Source organism: Syntrophus buswellii, from assembly GCF_046097065.1.
Taxonomy (GTDB): domain Bacteria; phylum Desulfobacterota; class Syntrophia; order Syntrophales; family Syntrophaceae; genus Syntrophus; species Syntrophus buswellii.
On record NZ_CP175563.1, the window covers coordinates 1719850 to 1740492 of the forward strand.

General features: G+C 54.2%; 20 protein-coding genes. 10 read left to right on the plus strand and 10 right to left on the minus strand.

Annotated features, from left to right (window positions below):
- Positions 1-2 precede the first annotated feature (2 nt).
- Positions 3-1943, minus strand: coding sequence for a biotin/lipoyl-containing protein (locus tag ACJ77P_RS07750; protein ID WP_367359166.1), 1941 nt, complete (start codon positions 1941-1943; stop codon positions 3-5).
- Between the two features lie 15 nt (positions 1944-1958).
- Complete coding sequence (locus tag ACJ77P_RS07755; RefSeq protein ID WP_367359165.1) at positions 1959-3419, minus strand: acetyl/propionyl/methylcrotonyl-CoA carboxylase subunit alpha; 1461 nt, start codon at positions 3417-3419, stop codon at positions 1959-1961.
- A gap of 356 nt (positions 3420-3775) precedes the next feature.
- Here ACJ77P_RS07755 and fusA point away from each other — a divergent pair, with 356 nt between their 5' ends.
- Together fusA and mog are read left to right on the plus strand one after the other, a co-directional pair.
- Positions 3776-5851, plus strand: coding sequence for an elongation factor G (gene fusA / locus ACJ77P_RS07760; RefSeq protein WP_408997921.1), 2076 nt, complete (start codon positions 3776-3778; stop codon positions 5849-5851).
- Positions 5852-5857: 6 nt separating this feature from the next.
- Positions 5858-6352 carry a molybdopterin adenylyltransferase gene (mog, locus tag ACJ77P_RS07765; protein WP_367359163.1) on the plus strand — a complete coding sequence of 165 codons (495 nt, stop codon included), beginning with the start codon at positions 5858-5860 and terminating at the stop codon, positions 6350-6352.
- Here mog and ACJ77P_RS07770 read toward each other — a convergent pair.
- From ACJ77P_RS07770 to ACJ77P_RS07785, 4 genes are all read right to left on the minus strand, one after another.
- The gene (locus ACJ77P_RS07770; RefSeq protein WP_408997922.1) at positions 6318-6806 is read right to left on the minus strand and encodes a Mut7-C RNAse domain-containing protein; all 489 of its coding nucleotides are present in this window, start codon (positions 6804-6806) and stop codon (positions 6318-6320) included. The genes mog and ACJ77P_RS07770 overlap by 35 nt on opposite strands.
- A 65-nt stretch (positions 6807-6871) precedes the next feature.
- Positions 6872-7192, minus strand: coding sequence for a lipopolysaccharide assembly LapA domain-containing protein (locus ACJ77P_RS07775; RefSeq protein ID WP_367359161.1), 321 nt, complete (start codon positions 7190-7192; stop codon positions 6872-6874).
- A gap of 1 nt (position 7193) precedes the next feature.
- On the minus strand, positions 7194-7679 hold the full coding sequence (locus ACJ77P_RS07780; protein ID WP_367359160.1) for an HIT domain-containing protein: 486 nt from the start codon (positions 7677-7679) through the stop codon (positions 7194-7196).
- 82 nt (positions 7680-7761) lie between these two features.
- Positions 7762-8289, minus strand: a complete 528-nt coding sequence (locus ACJ77P_RS07785) for a metallophosphoesterase (RefSeq protein ID WP_367359159.1) — start codon at positions 8287-8289, stop codon at positions 7762-7764.
- Between the two features lie 168 nt (positions 8290-8457).
- Between ACJ77P_RS07785 and ACJ77P_RS07790 the strand changes: the two genes are divergently transcribed.
- The 3 genes from ACJ77P_RS07790 to ACJ77P_RS07800 are packed head-to-tail and all read left to right on the plus strand — an operon-like array spanning position 8458 to position 11033.
- The gene (locus tag ACJ77P_RS07790) at positions 8458-8733 is read left to right on the plus strand and encodes a hypothetical protein (RefSeq protein WP_367359158.1); all 276 of its coding nucleotides are present in this window, start codon (positions 8458-8460) and stop codon (positions 8731-8733) included.
- Positions 8733-10754, plus strand: coding sequence for an NAD-dependent DNA ligase LigA (ligA, locus tag ACJ77P_RS07795; RefSeq protein ID WP_367359157.1), 2022 nt, complete (start codon positions 8733-8735; stop codon positions 10752-10754). Before ACJ77P_RS07790 ends, ligA begins: the two co-directional genes overlap by 1 nt.
- A gap of 3 nt (positions 10755-10757) precedes the next feature.
- Positions 10758-11033: an acylphosphatase gene (locus ACJ77P_RS07800; RefSeq protein WP_408997923.1), complete on the plus strand. Its 276-nt coding sequence runs from the start codon at positions 10758-10760 to the stop codon at positions 11031-11033.
- A gap of 39 nt (positions 11034-11072) precedes the next feature.
- On the opposite strand, the gene ACJ77P_RS07805 is transcribed toward ACJ77P_RS07800, so the two are convergent.
- Positions 11073-12260 carry a pyridoxal phosphate-dependent aminotransferase gene (locus ACJ77P_RS07805; protein WP_408997924.1) on the minus strand — a complete coding sequence of 396 codons (1188 nt, stop codon included), beginning with the start codon at positions 12258-12260 and terminating at the stop codon, positions 11073-11075.
- A 256-nt stretch (positions 12261-12516) separates the two neighbouring features.
- Here ACJ77P_RS07805 and ACJ77P_RS07810 point away from each other — a divergent pair, with 256 nt between their 5' ends.
- From ACJ77P_RS07810 to hemW, 5 genes are all read left to right on the plus strand, one after another.
- Positions 12517-12720: a zinc ribbon domain-containing protein gene (locus ACJ77P_RS07810; protein ID WP_367359154.1), complete on the plus strand. Its 204-nt coding sequence runs from the start codon at positions 12517-12519 to the stop codon at positions 12718-12720.
- Positions 12693-13985 carry a WG repeat-containing protein gene (locus tag ACJ77P_RS07815; RefSeq protein WP_408997925.1) on the plus strand — a complete coding sequence of 431 codons (1293 nt, stop codon included), beginning with the start codon at positions 12693-12695 and terminating at the stop codon, positions 13983-13985. The genes ACJ77P_RS07810 and ACJ77P_RS07815 overlap by 28 nt, the downstream gene beginning before the upstream one ends.
- A gap of 231 nt (positions 13986-14216) precedes the next feature.
- Complete coding sequence (locus ACJ77P_RS07820) at positions 14217-14891, plus strand: adenylate kinase (protein ID WP_367359152.1); 675 nt, start codon at positions 14217-14219, stop codon at positions 14889-14891.
- 146 nt (positions 14892-15037) lie between these two features.
- Positions 15038-16834: a translation elongation factor 4 gene (lepA, locus tag ACJ77P_RS07825; RefSeq protein ID WP_367359151.1), complete on the plus strand. Its 1797-nt coding sequence runs from the start codon at positions 15038-15040 to the stop codon at positions 16832-16834.
- 26 nt (positions 16835-16860) lie between these two features.
- A complete protein-coding gene (hemW, locus tag ACJ77P_RS07830) occupies positions 16861-18063 on the plus strand; it encodes a radical SAM family heme chaperone HemW (RefSeq protein WP_408997926.1) in 1203 nt (400 codons plus the stop codon).
- Between the two features lie 32 nt (positions 18064-18095).
- Here the strand turns inward: hemW and ACJ77P_RS07835 are convergent, their stop codons facing one another.
- The 3 genes from ACJ77P_RS07835 to ACJ77P_RS07845 form a co-directional block, all read right to left on the minus strand.
- Positions 18096-18989, minus strand: a complete 894-nt coding sequence (locus ACJ77P_RS07835; RefSeq protein ID WP_408997927.1) for a diguanylate cyclase domain-containing protein — start codon at positions 18987-18989, stop codon at positions 18096-18098.
- Positions 18990-19109: 120 nt separating this feature from the next.
- Complete coding sequence (locus tag ACJ77P_RS07840; protein ID WP_367359450.1) at positions 19110-19724, minus strand: phosphoribosyltransferase; 615 nt, start codon at positions 19722-19724, stop codon at positions 19110-19112.
- 201 nt (positions 19725-19925) lie between these two features.
- The gene (locus ACJ77P_RS07845; protein WP_408997928.1) at positions 19926-20621 is read right to left on the minus strand and encodes an MtnX-like HAD-IB family phosphatase; all 696 of its coding nucleotides are present in this window, start codon (positions 20619-20621) and stop codon (positions 19926-19928) included.
- Between the last annotated feature and the right edge of the window lie 22 nt (positions 20622-20643).

Below are 20643 nucleotides of genomic sequence, written 5' to 3' on the forward strand. Positions count from 1 at the left end.
CCTTATTCCTTCTTGATCATGAGCAGGGGAGTGCCAACCTCGACCTTGTCTCCCGGCCCGACAAAGATTTCTGACACCTGGCCGTTCAGGTCGGAAACGACATTGTTCAGCATCTTCATCGCCTCCAGGATGACGAGAATTTGCCCCGTGGAAACTTCATCTCCTTCCGAGACGGGAATTTCATTCACAGTCCCCGTAATGTGCGAACGAATATCACCGGACAAGGCCAAGGCGTCAATCTCCTTCGGAGTCAACTGCAATTTTCTTTCCTTCGCCGTGCCCTCGATTTCCATTTCCGTCAAAATGGGTTGCGAATGGTGATCGATGAGCATATAGGTCACGGCATCGCCCGTTTTGGTCTTCCGCTGTGTCCCGATTTCGATGATGTGCAGTTTTCCGAAGACATCGAGGATTTCAAACTTTTCTCCCAGGTTGAAGCCGCCCTTTTTAAACCAGATCCGGGGCGGCAGGACCCAGGTTTTTCCAAATTTTGCTTCAAACTTGAAAAAATCCACCGCATCGTTGGGATGCTGCAGATAAAGGACCAGTTCATCCTCCGAAGCTTCGCGCCCCAGGCGATGCTCCAGCACTTTTTTCTCAACGCTCAGATCGATATCGTCCACTTTTTGAATTCCGTATTCCTCATCCACCATCCGTTTCCAATCCGGCCCGAAAACGGACTCGTAGATGTCATCGGAGGGCCGATAGAAGGGAAACTCTCCATAGCGCCCCAGCATGAGATTTTTCAGATCGTCCGTAGCGTCCTTATAGCGCTTCCCTTTCAGGACATTGTTTGCCGCGGTCGTCCAGAGGATCTGGGAACCGGGCGTAACGCTCCACCAGTTTCCCAGTTCGACGTGCACCCGCGGCAGTTCCGTCTGAAGAATTTCCGGCATGCGATGCAGAAAACCGCCTTTCAGGGCCTGTTCGAAGCTTGATCCGGTGGCCCCGCCGGGAAGTTTGTGAGTCTGGACGGTTGGGTCAAAGCCGAGAAACTGCGATTCAAAATCGCGATAGTATTCCCTCTCAGGCCGGAGTTTATTGGAAGTCTCTATCACAGCCTGACGATCGAGCCCCGCTGCGTGGTATCCCAGGTCATCCAGGATGTCGATCACGGAAAGGAGTGGCGGCGGGCCGTAAAAACCGGTGAAGGCGTGATCTCCGGCATTCACGATTTTCGCCCCGTTCTGAACGGCTTCCACAATCCGTCCGATATCCGCCCCATCGGTGTTGTGGCCGTGGTAATGGACAATAAGCTCCGGATGGGCATTCAATATGGCCTTTACCAGCCTTCCGATGCGCCTCGGGGTTCCCAGGCCCCCGTGGTTCTTGATTCCCAGCAAAATTTCCGGGCCGGTCACCTCAAGAATTTCGCCTACCTTCTTCACATAGAAGTCATCGGTATGCTCCGGACCCGTGGAAAAGCAGATGGCCGGTTCCAGGAGGCATCCCGCCTTTTGGACCTCTTCGAAGATGGGCACCATGTTCGGAACGAAATTCAGGAAGTCAAAAACCCGCCATACATGGACATATCGGGCAAAGGACCGAACCGTCAAGCGGATCACATTCTCCGGGTATGGTCTGTAGCCAAAAAGGTTGATTCCCCGGCAAAGGGTCTGAAAAAGCGTATCGGGCATGTTTGCGCTCAACACTTCCAGTTTCTCCAGGGGATTCATCTGCTTGCGCAGCATATCCACATGAATGGAAGCCCCTCCGGTGATCTCGATGGAAAAATAGCCCGCGTCGTTTCTTTCCTTGGCCACAAGAAGCTGGGTGTGGGGCATGACCCGGTTCTTGAAATCGGACTGGGAAAGATCCCGTTCGGTGTTGGTTAGGTAGTAGCCGGCAGTCCGCCGGATCTTCTCAAGGACAAAGGACACCCCCCTTTCCTTCAGATCTCTCGGCGATATTCTCTCTTCAAGCAGTTTTTCGGGTATCTTCATAAGTTGCTTCTTCTTTCAATAAGCATACGGATTGATCTTCTTTGCGTGCGTCTCCGCGATCAACCTGGATAGTTTTGCAATCTCCCGCTCACCTTCCGGATAATTGAAGATCTCTGGATGGGTTTCGAGGTAGCCGGTATCGAACGTTCCCGCCAGGAAATCCGGTTCGTCACAAATCGCCATATAGAACGGGATCGTACTTTTCGGGCCAACGATGAGAAATCCCTGAAGGGCCCTTTTCAACCGCTGGATTGTCTGCTCCCAGTTAAACCCCCGGATGGTCATCTTCACCATCAGCGAATCGTACTCCGTGGGAATTTTATAACCCTGGTAAACCAGACCATCCAGGCGGACTCCCGGCCCGCCGGGAGACTGGTAAACTTCGAGGCGCTTGCCGCCTTCCGGGAGAAAATTGTTTTTCGGATCTTCCGCATTGATCCGGACCTGAACGGCTTTGCCCAGCAGATGAATCCTTTCCATGGGGATCCTCAGGTGTTCCCCTTCGGCAATTCTGATCTGTTCGCGGACGATGTCCACCCCTGTCAGTTCCTCCGTGACGGTATGTTCCACCTGGAGCCGGGTGTTCATCTCCATAAACCAGAATTCATTGGTCTTTGAATCCACGAGAAATTCCACGGTTCCGGCATTTACATATCCCGCCACACGGGCCGCTTCAATGGCGGCCTGGTACATGGCGTTCATGACCTCCGCAGGCAGGTCGGCAGGGGCAATTTCCAGGAGTTTCTGATGGCGCCGCTGAATGGAACAGTCCCGGGATCCCAGGTGGATAATATGGCCGTATTGATCGGCCAGAATCTGTATTTCGATATGCCGCGGCGCTTCGATGCATTTTTCAACATAGACGCTTTCATCGCCGAAGGCGGAAAGGGCCTCGGCCCGAGCCAGGGGAAGCTGAACCTCAAGATCCGCCTCTCCCGTCACCTTTCGTATGCCCCGGCCGCCTCCACCTGAAGAAGCCTTCAGCATGACGGGGTAGCCATATTTTCGCCCGAAGGCAATGGCCTCGCGAAGTCCGGCATCGCCGCGGTACAGATCCTTCGTTCCCGGTATAAAGGGAATATTGGCCTTCTGCATGATGTCCCGGGCGATAACTTTATTGCCAAGACTCCGGATGACATCCGGCGGCGGGCCAATGAACACAATTCCGGCCCGTTCGCATTCCGCAGAAAATTCGGGAATTTCAGATAAAAATCCGTAACCTGGATGAATGGCATCGGAACCGCTTTTCCGGGCCGCCCAGAGAATTTTTTCGATATCCAGATAATCCTTTCGGGGACCATCACCGATCATGATGGCATCGTCCGCCAGTCGGATGTAATAAGCTTCACTGTCCTGTTTCTCGTAGATCACGACGCTATCCATGGAAAGCTCCTTCACGGTGCGCAGGATGCGCAGCGCGATCTCGCCCCTGTTGGCGATGAGAACCTTCCGGATCTTTTTCTTCTGGTTACCCATGTTTGTTCTTCCTCATTTAGTGTTCAGCTACCCTGCCTGTGCGGATGGTCAAACCGCCCGCGCGCTGGCCCTTCATCCCTTAGATATTTGGAATATGCGACGGATGTGTGCAACAGGAGGGTATCTATTGAGAGCGTGATGATTCTTCAGAATGAGAATTTATATCGGGTTCCCGGGATGCTGTCAATCAGATTGTGACGTTCCGGAGCCTGCCGGGAATATCTCCGCGGAATCCAGGACAGATTGTTTGTAAGAGCCAAATTTGACTTGACTTTAAAGGAAATAATACGCTAAACAGCCGCTGCATCATAGAGCGTCTTCATGACAGGAATGGATATCTACGGAAAGGAGTTTTCATGGCAAAATACGAATCAAAAAATTTGAGAAATGTCGTAATCGTAGGGCATGGTGGCACCGGAAAAACCACGCTCTGCGAATCCTTTCTCTTTGTCAGCGGAAAAAATGAAAGAGCCGGCCGGGTGGATGAAGGCACTTCCTCTTTCGACTACGAGCCTGAAGAACAGAGGAAGCACATCTCGATTTCTTCTGCGACCAATTTTGTTGACTGGGACAAGCACAAAGTGAATATCGTGGACACTCCCGGGGATTCAAATTTTGCCTATGATACGAGAAGCTGTCTTCGCGCCGCCGATGCAGCGGTGATTCTGGTCGACGCCGTGAGCGGCGTTGAGTTCCAGACGGAGAAAGTCTGGGAATATGCCGACAGATATAAACTTCCCCGTGTGGTATTCATTAATCGAATGGATCGGGAACGGGCTCACTTTTTTAATGCCGTGGAGAGCGTTAAATCCAGGATTAAAAAAATTACGCCGATTTTTCTTCCCATCGGTTCCGAAGACGCCTTCAAGGGCGTGATCGATCTTCTTGCCATGAAGGCCTATGTCTTTGATGACCCCAAAGGCGGATATAAAACCGTCGATGTCCCGGAGGACATGAAAAATGAGGCGGAAGGCATGCGGGAAACGATGATGGAGGACATCGCCGAATCTGACGAGAACCTGATGGAAAAGTACCTGGAGGATGGGGAAATCAGTGCGGAAGACATGAAGGCGGGCTTGCGGGCCGGCGTGATCTCCGGATCCATCGTTCCGGCGATGTGCGGCTCTGCGTTGAAGCACATCGGAATCGGTCCCCTGATGGACGTGATTGTCCGTTACCTCCCATCTCCCCTGGACCGCGGCCCTGCTGTCGGCACTAAGCCGGGCACCGACGAGGTGGAAGAGCGTCTCCCCGATGAAAGCGCCCCTTTCTCAGCCTATGTTTTCAAGACCATTGCGGATCCCTATGCCGGCCGCCTGACTCTCTTCCGCGTCTATTCAGGAACGTTGAAATCCGATACGCCCGTCTACAACCCGTCACACAAATCAAGCGAGCGCTTCGGAAACGTTTTCTACCTGGAAGGCAAGAGTCAGAAGCCTGCCGAACTCCTCGTTCCCGGAGACATCGCCGCCGTCGCCAAACTCAAGGAAGCGGTGACCGGCGACACGTTCTGCGCCGAGAAGTTCCCTATTGCTTTCGAGAAGGTAGAGCCCCCGCCCACGGTCATGTCCTTTGCCATCGAGCCGAAGACGAGGGGCGACGAAGAGAAGATCGTGTCATCCATCCTTCGCCTCAGCGAAGAGGATCCAACCCTCACCTTCAGCCGCAACGAGGAAACCAAAGAGATGATCCTCTCGGGAATGGGACAGGTTCACATTGAAGTCAATGTGGAAAAAATGAAGCGGAAATTCGGCGTGGATGTTCTGCTCAAGCAGCCCAAAGTTCCTTACCGGGAAACCATCAAGAGCAAAACAAACATTCAGGGCCGCTACAAGAAACAGTCCGGCGGTCGGGGGCAGTTCGGTGACTGCTGGATCGATATCGAACCCATGCCTCGTGGGAACGGGTTTGAATTCGCAGACAAGATTGTCGGCGGCGTGATTCCCCAGCAGTATCGGCCCGCGGTGGAAAAGGGCATCGTCGAGGCCATGGCGGACGGCGTCATTGCCGGTTATCCCGTCGTCGACCTCAAGGTTTCTCTTGTTGACGGTTCCTACCACACCGTGGACTCCTCTGAAATGGCCTTTAAAATTGCCGGCTCCATGGCCTTTAAAAAGGGCGTCATGCTCTGCCAGCCGATCCTGCTGGAACCGATCGTCAACATCGAGATCGAGATTCCCGATGAATACATGGGGGACGTCATTGGCGATCTGAACAGTCGCCGCGGAAAGGTCCTGGGTATGGACAGTAAAGGCCATCACCAGATTGTCAAGGCGCAGGTTCCCCTTGCGGAAATCCTAAAGTATGCGCCGGATCTTACTTCCATGACGAGCGGCCGCGGGACATTCACCTATTCGCATTCCCACTATGAAGAGGTGCCGGCCCACCTGGCTGAAAAAATCATTGCGGAATCCAAAAAGGAAGAGGCCTGATAACTGATGGAATTTCGAGCGGGGGTTGTGACCGTCAGCGACAAGGGCTCCCGGGGTGAGCGGGAAGATCTGAGCGGAAAAGAGGTCATTCGAATGCTTCAGGAGCTTTCCATACTGGTCACTGAAAAGGTTATCATCCCCGATGAAAAGGATCGGATCCGCCAGACCCTGACGGATCTTTCCGACGAGAAGGCATTGGATCTGATTGTTACAACGGGCGGAACGGGCGTCACCCCACGGGATCTGACGCCCGACGCCACGCTGGAAGTGATTGACAGGGCCCTCCCGGGAATGGCCGAAGCCATGCGGCAGGAAAGCCTGAAAATCACCCCACATGCCATGATCTCCCGGGCGGTTGCCGGCATTCGAGGCCGGACCTTGATTATCAATCTCCCCGGAAGCCCCAGGGGCGTGCGGGAAAATCTGGCTGTCGTCCTTCCTGCCCTGAAGCATGCCATGGAAAAGATCAAAGGCGACGAAACGGAATGCGCAGTGCCCTGATCCGATTCCGGATGTTTTCGCTGTGCGTTCCCGGCCAGAAGACCCCTCCGCACGCCGGGCAGGTCATGAACCGGGCGTGGTGCTCGAACACATAAGGAGACACCCGATCCTGAACCTCCTGCCTGGAGACCTCTTTCAGCGGGACATTACATCTCAGGCACCGGCTGAAGCACCGGTCCGGCGAGAGCTCCAGGCCAAGTTTTTCGAAGACCTCTTCCACCTGCCTTTCCACCCGATCGTTTTCGATGACGATGAGCATTCCCGGGAACGCCCGCTTTGCCAGATCCCCTTTCCGCGTCAAGATGACCCGGTTTTCTCCCTTTGCCTTCCTTAAAAAGGCGTGATCCGCCCTTCCCCGATACAGAACTGCGTCATAGCCGAGGATTCTCAGCCATTTGGAAAGGCGCCCGAGGTTTATATCGGCCAGAAATGTTGCGTCCTCTTCAATCGTCATCCCAACCGGTTGTGCCTCAGTGCCGTTTCAGGGATGTCCCGGCGGCGGAAGTCATCATCGGGCGATCAGACCGGCCGCTCCGATTCGGTTGTTTTTGTCTCATCGAGAACGACGGGAGGTTCATTCTCCCGCACATCCCTCTTCAAATCCCTCACCATGCGATTCAGGCGATTGATGGTTCGATTCAGCCGATAGCGTTCCACAATGCCCATCAATCCGGCAAAGACCAATCCTATGATGAACACGATAAAGATCAGCATGTAAACAGGCAGCACAACATCCAGCACATCATAGTATACCAGGTGCACAGAAAGGGTATTCTGCAGGGAAAAGGTCACCACGAAGAGAATTAAGGCAACGATAATAACGGTATAAATAATTTTCATTTCATTCCTCCTGCCGGTATTTGCTGAAATATCCCTTGAGTTCTTCGCAGCTTTTCAAGATATCATCTGGAATGACGCGGATGTCTCCCACAACGCTCATGAAATTTGTATCGCCGTTCCATCTCGGGACAACATGAATGTGAAGATGATCATCGATCCCTGCCCCCGCCGCCCTTCCAAGGTTGATTCCGATATTGAAGCCGTCGGGGTTCAGAGCCTCCTTTAAAACCCGGACGGAAAAATCCAGGAGAGAAAAAATCTCCAGTCTCTCCTCCTGATCCAGGTCTTCCAGTCTGCTGAGGTGGCGAAAGGGAATGATCATCAAATGACCGTTCGTATAGGGATAGGCATTCATCATGACAAAGGCCGTTTTTCCATCCAGGAGAACGTAGGATTCATCACGGAGCGATTCCCTGCAGAACACGCATCCCGCCGCTTTCCCGCTTTTTATATAGGCCATGCGCCAAGGGGCATAGATTGATTTCATAACCTTTTGTCCTTTCCCGTCCTGATGAGGATGGCTGCTCATGCTTCTTCCCTCGTGAAGCCTCCATTATCTCTTACGGTATTCATGGCTCTTTTTCAATTTCAATTTTAAGGATCTTCCCTGTGATGGTGTCTCCCACGTCCAGAATTCCAACGGTGGTGTCCGTGGCAAAGCGTTTGTCCAGGGCGGAACCGGGATTGAAAAAGAGCACACCATTCCTTCTCCAATTGGCCGGATAATGCGTATGGCCATAGATGACGCAGTCCACTGGCCCCAGGAGCGCGAGGATTTTCTCTTCAAGATGCCCGGCGCTTCCCCATCCGTGCATCACTCCCAGACGGAATCCCTGGATTTCAAGAATGAAACGATCCGGCAGCATCCTTCTGACGGAGGCCGGATCCATGTTCCCGCATACGGCCTGAAAGGGCTTGCTTCCAAACGCCTCCAGAACGTCGAGATTCACGAGATCCCCCGCATGGACAATCAAGTCCGCATCGAGGAAATATCGGTCAACGATCTTCCTCAAGGTTTCATTGCAGGCCGGCAGATGGGTATCCGAAATGACGCCGATGCGCACAGGCGAACCCTCCTTGATTCGTGAAAGCAGCACCCGGCTTATATCCGATATACGTCAGCCAAATACAAGCATTATATGCCTGGAAACGATCAAGGCCGATTCTGAGGGCTTGAAGAAAACAGACGTAGAGACTCTTTAAAATTGACAATCCGTTTCCGTCTGTTTTACATTAAGGACAAAGACGCTTCCTGGAGATTGATCATGCTGGATTCATCACTGGATAAAATAGCGGAAAAAATTCTGAGCCTGGATGAGGCCTCCCTTTCCAGCCTCTGGGAAAAGTACAAATACCGGATGGAGCACTTTGAAACGTCAAAGGAATGGGAAAAATCCGTCATCATTTTCTTTATTATCAACGCCGTCCGGGTGAAGAACCGGATCTTCAACGACCAGATTCTGCTTATGCAGCGCCAGAGCGAGGAACAGGAAAAACCGGTTGCCTCGAAAGGCAGGCCGATGCTCCGCCGGATCAAGTGATGGATGCTGAAACCGCATGGAAGAACATTGAAGACCTGAAAGCCCGGATTGAATACCACAATCGCCGCTATTACCAGCTGGATGATCCCGTCATTTCGGACGCAGAATATGACCTTCTTCTCCGGGAGCTCATCCGCCTGGAAGATCAGTTCCCTCAGTGGCGTACGGGGGATTCTCCCAGTCAGCGAATCGGAGCGGCCCCGCTGAGCAAGTTTGCCCCTGCCGCGCACCGGACGCCCATGCTGAGCCTCGCCAACGCCTTCTCAGAAGGTGAAATTCTGCAATTTCAGGAGCGGTTGAATCGCTTTCTCGGCAACACGGCAAGCCTCTCCTTTGTCGTTGAGCCGAAGATTGACGGCGTCGCCGTCAATCTGACCTACCTCGACGGCTTTCTCACCAGCGGCGCCACCCGCGGTGACGGAGCTACCGGAGAGGATGTCACCCGGAACATCCGCACGATACATTCCATCCCCCTGAGGATCCTGTCGACGCCTGAAAGCACGGCGCCGGAAGAGATCGAGATCCGCGGAGAAATCTACATTGAATCCGAATCGTTTCGCATGTTAAACGAACGCCGCCTTGCCGGGAATGAGGCCCCCTTCGCCAATCCGCGCAATGCCGCCGCCGGATCTCTGAGGCAACTGGACTCCTCAATAACTGCCCAAAGGCCCCTGAAAATGTTCTGTTACGCCGTGGGGCTCGTCAAAGGGCGAATCTTTACCCATCACCACGAAGTGCTTGGCGCCCTGAACCATTGGGGGTTTCCCGTCAATCCCCTGATCCGGCGGGTCGACGGCATTTCAGGCTGCATCGATTTCTATCGGGAACTTCAGGATCGGAGAAAGGACCTTCCCTACGAGATCGACGGGATGGTGATCAAGGTGGACGACCTGGCCCTTCAGGAACGCCTCGGAGCCGTATCACGCAGCCCGCGCTGGGCGCTGGCCTGCAAGTTTGCCGCGACACAGGCAACGACCCGGATTGAAGACATCCTCGTCAACGTAGGAAGAACCGGCGCCCTGACCCCCGTCGCCCTCATGGCCCCCGTTCTGGTCGGCGGCGTCACCGTCAGCCGGGCGACGCTTCACAATCAGGATGAAATCGACAAAAAAGATATCCGCATCGGTGATACGGTTCTCGTTCAGCGCGCGGGCGATGTCATCCCCGAGGTTGTCGTGGTGGTCAAGGAAAAACGGACCGGCAGGGAAAGACTCTTCAAGATGCCAGCCCACTGCCCGGAATGCGGGTCAGAGGTTGTCAGAATCGAAGGCGAGGCCGCCCATCGCTGCATCGGCATTTCCTGCCCGGCCCAGATTCGTGGACACATCATTCATTTCGCCTCCCGTGGTGGAATGGATATCGAAGGCCTTGGAGAAAAGCTTGTTTTGAACCTGGTGGATTCGGGGCTCATCCGCGATCCCGCAGATCTCTATTTCCTTAAGCGTGACAGCTTGCTGAACCTGGAGCGCATGGCGGAAAAGTCCGTAACGAATCTCCTTGCCGCCATTGAGCGGTCCAAATCCCCCCCCCTGGACAAGCTCATTTATGCGCTGGGAATCCGCCATGTCGGGGAGCATCTCTCGAAGATCCTGGCACGGAACTATCAGACTCTTGACGCCTTGATGGATGCCTCGGAAGAGGATCTTCTGTCCATCCCGAACATCGGATCTGAAGTCGGCAGCAGTATTTTTCAGTTTTTCCGCAACGAGTCAAACCGCCGGGTGCTTGAAAAGCTCAAGGACGCCGGGGTGACCCCGGTGGAGAGCCCCTCCGAATCGCCTCTCTCCGCGCCCCTTACGGGAAAAAATTTCGTCTTCACGGGGGCATTGACCCGGATGACACGGATCGAAGCCAAACAGATCGTTGAATCCCTTGGCGGCCAGGCATTGAGTTCCCTTACGAAAAATACCGATTACGTGGTTGCAGGCGCTGCAGCCGGCTCCAAACTCAAAAAGGCTCAGGAATCGGGCATTCCCGTCCTCAGCGAGGAGGAATTCCTGGCCATGGCCGGCAGAGGATAAATCATGAAGCGTGTCCGCGTCTTTGTCAAAGGGAGGGTTCAGGGGGTTTTCTTTCGTGCCCACACCCAAGGGGCAGCCCTCGGATTTCATGTCCATGGCTGGGTTCGCAATCTGCCCAACGGACAGGTCGAGGCGCTCTTCGAGGGAAAGCGGCAGAATGTGGCCGCTTTGGTCGACTGGTGCCGCCGCGGCCCTCCCCATGCCGTCGTGGAGGAGCTCAGCGTTCTCGATGAACCCTACACCGGAGAATTCAGCGATTTCAGCATCCGTTACGAATAACCGCCATCCCGAAAGCGGAAGGCGCCGGCGTCAACGGGGCTAGCGTCCTCCGGATTCCATCATCGTTTCCGCAAAGCCCGGCAGGGCGTTGCGGATCGTGGCATCATCAACACAATAGGCGATGCGGAAATAGCCCGGCCCCCCGAATCCGACCCCGGGCGTCGTGAGAATTCCGCGCTTTTGAAGTGCGCGGACATACGCCACATCGTCGTCCACAGGCGATCGGACAAAGAGATAGAAAGTGCCCTCCGGCTTGGCAAAGGTGTACCCGCAAGATCTTAATCCCTCGCAGAGCAGATCCCTCTTCCACTGATACTCGCCAACGTTGACCTGCACCCCCTGAATCCGTGAGATAACCCGCTGCATCAGGGCCGGGGCATTGATAAACCCCAGAATCCGGTTGCAGAAGATCATTCCGCCAAGGACATCCTTCAATTCGGCAAGCTCCGGATGAAGGGCGAGGTACCCGATGCGCTCACCCGGCACCGACAGGCATTTGGAATAGGAATAGGCAATGATGCTGTTCCTGCAGAACTCCATGATGCTGGGAAGCTCGACGCCGTCGTAGACGATTTCGTTATAGGGCTCATCGGAAACCAGATAGACGGCCCGGTTGTAGAGCCTCTCCTTTTCCTCGAGAATGGCGGCGAGTCCGCGGATGGTTTCCGCGTCATAGACCCGTCCCGTGGGGTTGTTCGGCGAATTGATCAGCACGGCCCTGGTTCTCTCAGTAAAGGCCGATCGAATCGCCTCCAGGTCCAGGCCGAAATCCTCCTTCGTGGGGACCAGGCGGGCGACTCCCCCGGCATTGTCCACATAAAACCCGTATTCGACAAAATACGGCGTCGGGATAATGACTTCGTCTCCCGGATCGAGAATCGTTTTCATGGTCACATTCAATGCGCCCGCCGCGCCGCAGGTCATGATGATGTGCTCAAAGGTGAGGGGCACCTTGAATTTACGGCCCAGATAGCCGGCGATCGCCTCACGCGTTTCAGGGTAGCCGGCGTTCGGCATGTACCCATGCTGGCCGGGAAGAGTCTGGCCGGCCACGTCCCTCAAGGCGGAATCAAACTCGATCGGTGGCGGCACGTTGGGATTCCCGAGACTGAAATCGAACACGTTCTCAGGCCCAAGTTTCTGTCTAAGAAGCAGACCCTCCTCAAACATCTTTCGAATCCAAGATGAACGCGAAAGCATTCCCTGAATCTTCTTCGAAACCGGCATATCCCCTTCCCTCCCAAGGCTCTCAGCGATAATTTGTATTTTGAGGAAACATATCTCTACGGCTGACGATGTAGTTAACACAGCCCCTGGATGTCGTCAACAGGACATTCATCGGCCTCCCGAAGGATTGGCCGGATTGTCTTGACAAAGGGACAACAGGTTATTTATAGAATTGAGAAGCATTTTCAGGCGGCCTTTGCGCGGGACGGTGGTGGAAATCCTGACCCGTGTCTTTTTTGTTTCCGGAGGAATTTTTATGCCGATTTATGAATTTCGCTGCAAATCTTGCGGGAAGGACTTTGAAGTCCTCTTTTTCTCCATTTCAGAAAAACGGGAAGTCCTTTGTCCGGACTGCAACTCGGACGAGGTTGAAAAACTCATGTCCGTCTTCGGAGGAACTTCCGGGAGCACCTCCTCCTCCAGCTGCTCCACATGCTCCTCTTCTTCCTGCTCGACGTGATCGACCTGACGGATGCGGCAGGCTGCCGCAGCTTCTCGTGGGCCCTCTTTCAACGGGGGATCATGACCCGGATCTTTTCATCCCCGGGCGGTCTGCCATCGGAGCGCCCGCCTTCATCCAATCGTGTCCGGCAGCCCCTCAGGGCCGTGATCGCCGGAAATTTCGAGCCCATGAAGAAAATCCTCTTCGTCATCCTTTTTTTTCTTTCGGGATGTTCAATGCCCGTTCAGGAGAACCGTTCCTGGACGCCATTCTGGAATGAGGATTCAACGCTGATGGGATTTAAGGATTCTGAGGATCGCATAAGAATCGCCCCCAGATATGCGCACTTTTCAACGGCCCGAACATTCGAAAAGATTCTCGCCGTCATGGAGCAGAAAAACGGCGGGTTCGAGACATCCTATCTGACGAAATCCGGAAAAGTCGTCGGACGGGGCAATGTCTATATGATCGACAACGGACCGGACTGCGAAAGTGAAGGCTTTATCCGATTCCGGGATCGCACAACGGGCAAGGCGGGTCTCTATGACAGCCAGGGAAATGTGGCGATCCCCGCGGAATATGACGATCTTACCAATGTCCGGAATGGACTGGTCGCGGCCCTGAAAGGCGCAGAGAAGAAATACTGGGATGGCGACGACATCCGTGGGTGTGGTCACTACAGCTGGGCTGGAGGAAAAGAAATTCTTGTCAATACACATGATCACATCCTGATCGATCCCTTCAACCTTGATCCGCACCTGGACTTTTTCTCATTGAGAATCACAGATCATCCTCTCGAGGACCCCAATCAACGAACCTTCCTTGGTGTGGACGGCCGATATTACTCCTTTCTCGACTACAAGAAGGAATTTTCTTCATGGCTCAACGATTTGATACGAAACGGCCTTTCCAGAAAGGCGCTCCTGGATTGTTCATACGGAACCATTTATTTCTGGAAAGAACCGGATGGCTGGACATCTGAAAGGAGCCCCCAATTTGTCGAAAGAAACTTCGAGCTCATCAGGGGCCGACTTTCGGACATTCTTCGTGAAAAGGCCGATTATTTCATTTCAATGGACGGCCTGAATCCCTTTATTTTTGAAGGGTCTGAATTTGCAGGTTACTTCAACAACTGCGGGGAACCGAAGCCGTGGCGGTATCCGGTGATGAGTGTCGTCATCAATCGCAACAGGGAAGGGCATTTCCGGCAGGACCATTTTGATTTCTTAAGGACGGAAAAGGGGTATAAACTGATCAGCGTGTCGCTGGGAAATGAACAATGACCACGATGCCGGAAAATCGGCACGCCGGAGTCCTTCCCGCCAATCCGGCCCCGTATTCTAACCGATTCCTCTTAAGGTTCCTGTCCGGGAAAGAACTGGACGTCCCCCTACGTCATTACGCACCGCATTGAGGCGGATCATGATTTTATCGTTGCCAAAAGAAATTTTATCCATTATAAGGGGGCAGTTTTCTGACAAATTGCATTTTCACATGAAAGGAGCTTCAGGGGCATGAATATTCTCATTTTTGGACCCAATGGGAGTGGTAAAGGAACGCAGGGCGCGATCGTACAGAAGAAATTTAATGTTCCCCATATTGAAACCGGGGTTATTTTCAGGGAAAACATCTCCAAGGGAACGGACTTGGGAAAAGAGGCCAAGGCCTATATCGACCGCGGGGATCTGGTTCCAGACAGCATCACCATCCCCATGATCCTCAACCGGATCAAACAGGACGACTGCAAGAGCGGCTGGCTGCTTGACGGTTTCCCCCGCAACCTGGCCCAGGCCGAAGCCATGTGGGATGCCATGCAGAAGGAAGGAATCAATCTGGACAATGTCATTGAAATCGTTCTCGACCGGCAGACATCGAAGAACAGGATCATGGGACGAAGGCTCTGCGCCGTTGACAACAACCATCCCAACAACATCTTCATCGACGCCATCAAGCCGGTTGAAAAAGACGGTAAAATGGTCTGCCGGGTCTGCGGCAGCGACAAGTTGACGACCCGCGCCGACGATCAGGACGAGGAAGCCATCGGCAAACGGCATGACATTTATTATGACCCCAAAACGGGCACCCTGGCTGCGGTGAATTTCTTCAAGGAGAGGGTCAAGGTCATCGAAGTTGACGGTCTTCCTGGAGTGAAGGAAGTATCCGAGGATCTGCTCAGTAAACTTTCCTGAGGTTCATCTTCTCTCTTTTTTGCTAAAAAAAAGCCTTCCAGATATTCCGGAAGGCTTTTTTATCTGAAGCCGGCGCAAAAGGCTATCGGACAGGATTGTTAAGCGTTATACGTAAATCAACCTTCAAGGACGAATCAGAATTAGAGATGGATTATATACGCAATTTCAGCATCATAGCCCATATCGATCACGGAAAGTCCACGCTGGCAGACCGTTTGATCCAGTTTACCGGCGTCTCCGACGAACGGACCTTCAAGGACCAGATGCTCGACAATATGGACATAGAACGGGAACGGGGAATCACGATCAAGAGCCAGGCCATTACCCTCCCCTATAAGGCAAGGGACGGCAGAACCTACAGCCTGAACCTCATTGATACGCCGGGGCATGTGGATTTTTCCTACGAGGTTTCCCGTGCCCTGGCCTCCTGCGAAGGCGTCCTGCTGCTTATTGACGCGGCCCAGGGGGTTCAGGCTCAGACGGTGGCCAATCTCTATCTTGCCATGGAACACGATCTGGAAATCATCCCGGTAATCAACAAGATCGATCTGCCCTCGGCCGATGTGGAGCGGGTGATCGAGCAGATTGACGATGAACTCGGGCTGGATTCCGAAGGGCATCTGAAATGTTCCGCCAAGGCGGGAACCGGCATTGAGGAAATCCTGGAAGCCATCGTTCATCGCATTCCGCCGCCGAAAGGAAATCCTGAAGCCCCCTTGGCGGCTTTGATCTTCGATGCCCATTACGATGCCTTCCGCGGGACGATCATCCACTGCCGGATCATGGACGGCACGGTGAAAAGCGGCGACACCATCCGCTTTATGTCCAACTCGGCCACCTATCGGGTGGAGGAAACGGGTCATTTCCTGCTTCAGAGAGAAAAACGACAGGCCCTGTGCGCCGGTGAAGTGGGATACATCATTGCCGGGGTCAAGACCGTCTCCGATGTTCGCACGGGGGACACGATTACCCTGGATGAAAATCCCTGCTCCCATCCTCTTCCGGGTTTCCGCGAGGTCAAGCCGGTGGTTTTCGCCTCCATCTATCCCATTGCCTCCGACGACTATGAAGATCTCAAGACCGCCCTGGAAAAATACCAGCTGAACGACGCCTCATTCATCTACACGAAGGATTCTTCCGCCGCTCTTGGGCAGGGATTCCGCTGCGGGTTCCTCGGCCTTCTTCATCTCGAAGTGGTCCAGGAAAGGCTGGAACGGGAATACGACCAGTCGATCATTCTTTCCGTCCCCAGTGTCCGCTATCGATTTACCCTGAAGGACGGGTCCGTCTTCTATGTAGACAATCCGGCCCACTATCCGGGAAGCTCTTCCATCGAGCTGTCCGAAGAACCCTATATCCGCGCCACCTTGATGCTGCCGGAACGGTACCTCGGTGCGGTGATGAAATTATGCATGGAAAAACGGGGGACGAACTCGACGCTGAACTATCCAAGCCCCGGCCGGGTCGAACTGATTTACGAACTGCCTCTTGCCGAGGTGATCTACGATTTTTATGACCGCTTCAAATCCGTTACCCAGGGATACGGCTCCTTCGACTATGAAGTGATCGACTACCGGGAAGGCCAACTGGTCCTGCTGGATATCCTGGTCAACGGGGAACGGGTGGATGCCCTGTCGCAGATTGTCCACCGGGACCGCGCCCGCGCCCGCGGTCTGCAGGCCTGCGAACGGCTCAGGGAGGAGATCCCGCGCCAGATGTTCAAGATCGCCATCCAGGGGGCCATCGGGGGGGAAATCATTTCCCGGACCACCATCTCAGCTTTTCGCAAGGACGTCATCGCCAAATGTTACGGGGGAGATATCTCCCGGAAGCGCAAGCTTCTGGAAAAGCAGAAAAAAGGCAAGAAGCGCATGAAGATGATCGGACAGGTCAGCATTCCCCAGAGCGCCTTTCTCTCCGTATTGAAGTCGGACGCCGACTGAGAGCCCATCAGGAAGGTAAACGCACCATGCAGAAACGGGTCCTGAGATCGCCGCCGGTGCAGGCTGGGAAAATCAAGGAGGGAAATGCCCATCGCGGACGCACAGAGGAGCAGCGCCCCGGCCTTTATCTGCACATCCCCTTCTGCACAGCCAAGTGCCGTTACTGCAACTTCTTTTCCGTCACGAAGGTCTCCGAGATCCCCCGCTTCCTGAAGGCGCTGTTCAAAGAAGCCCTCCTCCAGGGGGGGGGGATCGGCTCCTTCGACACCCTTTATATCGGCGGCGGCACCCCCTCCCTTCTTGCCCCCTTCCAGCTGTCCGAACTTTTTTCCCATCTGCGGAAGACCTATGACATCTGTGAAGACGCCGAAGTGACCATGGAAGTCAATCCAGCGGATGTGGGGTTGCCTGTGCTCGCGCAGATGCGCGCCCTGGGAATCAACCGACTGAACATCGGGGTGCAGTCCTTCGACGATACCCTTCTTGCCTTCCTCGGACGAAGGCACGACGGCAACCAGGCGATTCAGTCCATCATGGCGGCCCGGCAGGCCGGGTTCGATCATGTCGGCATCGACCTGATCTATGGAATACCGGGACAGACGCGTCAGGCCTGGAAGAAGGCTTTGGAGTATGCGGCATCCCTGAACATTCCCCATCTTTCCTGCTACCAGCTCACCCTGGAGCAGGACACGCCCCTCGGCAAAAGCTGCGCTCAGGGCCTGTTCAAAATTCCCGATGACGATGAACTCTTTGAATTTTTCATGGACACCTCCGAATTTCTCGAATCATCGGGATACACCCACTATGAGGTTTCCAACTTCGCCCTCGGTGAGTCCTTCGTTTCCCGCCATAATTCAAAATACTGGCGGCACATCCCCTATCTCGGGCTGGGCCCGGCGGCCCACTCCTTTGACGGGTGTAAACGTTGGGAAAATGTCCGCTCCCTGGAATGCTACCTCCAGCGACTGGAGAGAGGCGAGCTTCCCGTTGAAAGCTGCGAGGAGCTGACGAACGAGGAGCTGCAGCTTGAGACCCTTTTTCTGGGCTTTCGAACCAAGGCGGGCATCGACCTTGGAGCCTTTTCCGAGAGGTTCGGGGTTGATCTTCGGGCGAGCAAAAAAGATTTTTTGAAGCCGCTTCTTTCTGCGGGTCATCTTCGAATCGCCGATGGCCGGCTGCAGCCGACTCGGACAGGCATGGCCCTGGCCGATGCCTTTGCACTGCTTTAAACGATACCCCTACCCTGAAAGGCGGGGGGCCTTCATGCGGACACCGAAGAATCGGCAATGCGAAACGGTTTCCTGCCGCTCTTCTTGGCGGTATGCATGGCCTCTTCAGCCCGCTTGATCAGCGCCTCCATTTCGGCGCCGTCATCCGGATACAGGGAGATCCCGATACTGGCGCCTCCGACGATGGTCCTGTTCCTCTTGAAAAGGATTGGCTGGGAGATGAGGGCATGGACTCGCTCAACAATCTTCTCCGCATTCCCGAGGTCATGAATCCCCGAAGCAATAATGAGAAATTCGTCCCCCCCGACGCGGGCCACCGTATCGCTTTCGCGAACACAGGCAAGGAGCCTCTGCCCCGTTCTGATCAGGATGTAATCTCCCGCTTCATGGCCGAGGCTCTCGTTGATGGCCTTGAATCCATCAAGATCTAAAAACATCACCGCCACGGCTGTTTTATTCCGCCGAGCCAGGCTGATGGCCATTCCAAGACGATCCCTGGCCAGCAGGAGTGTCGGAAGATCCGTCAAGGCATCATGGGTCGCCAGGTGCGCTATCTCTTCCTCCGCCCGTTTCCGCTCGATGACCAGCCCCAGGTAATTGGCCGCGATATCGAGCATCTTGACTTCTTCCTGCAGAAAAGGAGCATCGCCGTCTTCCGGGGGTTCCTGCCGGTAATTCACCTCGATGATCCCCGATACGTTGTCCTTCACCTTGATGTCAGCTTCCAGGCGCCATTTGCTCTCCTGATAATCCGCCGTCTCGTAAGGATGACCCTCAAGGAGAATTCGCGCACAGGCCATGGAAGGATACCGCAAAGCGGAAGGCAGGAGTTGAACCGTTTCCTGGAGAATCTCCTCCATGAAAATGCCCGGCGTATCGATCAGGTTACAGATGCCATAGATGCAATTCAATTCTTTTCCAGCCACCTGCGGGTTCCTCCTCCATCCAAACGCTGCGGATTGATTCTTCTTCGAAGAATTCTGTCGTCATTCCATCCCTCATCGGACGGCCTCTTCGGCAGATACGTTTCAACGCCGCTGAAGTGGTCATCCGATCATCGAACTAATTTCCCGGAGCGTCTGGATCGGCAGATCGATACGATATTTTTCCTTCATGCTCCGCCTCAGATGCTCCTCATCGCAGATGCCCCCGGCTTTGAGCTTTTTAATGAGCTCCGTCAGATCTTCCCGGGTATGCCAAGGGAAAATGACCCATCGCCACTTTATGATTTTTCTGAGATAGTAATGGGGAATCACCGTGGAGCAGGTCTTGTGTATCAGGACAGCGGTCCGTATCTCCCGCGGCTGAAGAGCTTCCAGGTGCTGGAGTGATACCCGGAGGGTGTCGCCGGTGTCCGTCACGTCATCGACCAGCAGGACCTTCATGCCCCGAATCTCGGCGCAGAGCGGATACTTGACGAAGGCCTTTTCGTTCATGACCGCGGTTCCCCAATGTTCGACCTTTATCGACGCAAGGTCATGAACGAGGAGGCAGTCGCAGAGAATCCGGGCAGGAACATAGCCGCCTCTGCCGATGGCGACGACGATCTCGGGACAATATCCCGAATCCCTTATGATACGCGAGAGCTTCTGTGAATCCTTGATGATCCTACCCCACGAGAGGAGATCGCATCGAAATTTTTCTTCAGCAGGCAACGGCATCGTTTTCCTCACCGCCTGTATCCCTTTACTTATCCAAAGGGAGCAGGTCATTTGCCGGCGCAAATTCTACGGGCGTACCGGAAGAAATATTTTCCCCGTCCAGAGGGACAGTCGGAATGGTGACGGCCTTCTTGGCCAATCAGGGCGAACCGCTGCCTTCACCGACGAACGAAGGGGGCATGCCGGGACGGGCCTCCTGAGTCACCGACGGCGCCTTGGCGAACTTCCCGCAGCATCTTCCGTATCCGCCAGTATTCCGTCAAGGATTTCACCCACATCCCGGAAATTCTCATAGGCGATGCAGGCCTTCCCCCTCTTCCTGCATTTCTCTGAGAGGATCGGTTTTGCAAAGACCAGGTCGGCCTTCTGGCACGGGCATACATCGGAATAACCGTCGCCTACGTAAATGATCAAATCGTAGGCCTCCCGATGGGCTTCGAGTATCGTGCTCTTGCAGGTCCCGCAAAGATCGCATCCGTTTCGGGGTGACGGAAACTCGATGGATACGGTGGCATCGTCCCGGAAGACAACCCTGTTCGAGTAAAATTCTATCTCCTGCAATCCGTGCTTTTGAAGAATGGAGGAAATATAAAAGTCCAGGCCGTCCGAAAGGATCTTCAGATCGATGCCCTTTTCTCTGCAGGAAGCATAGAAGGACAGAAAATAGGGGTCCAGCTTCTCCTCCCCCAGGGCGTAATCGACCATCTCCCTTTTTGTCCCCTTGAACAGCGGCTGAATCTGCAGGTAGGCAAGCCGTGAACCGATGACATTGGTGTAATAGGACCGGTCAATCTCCCGCCATCCCTCGGCAAAGCGGTTCATGATCGTATTGCCCATGTCATTGCTGCACGTTGTTCCATCAAAATCACACAAGATCAGGATCCGGTTTCTGTCCATTCCTGAGGCACCGTTCACTCTC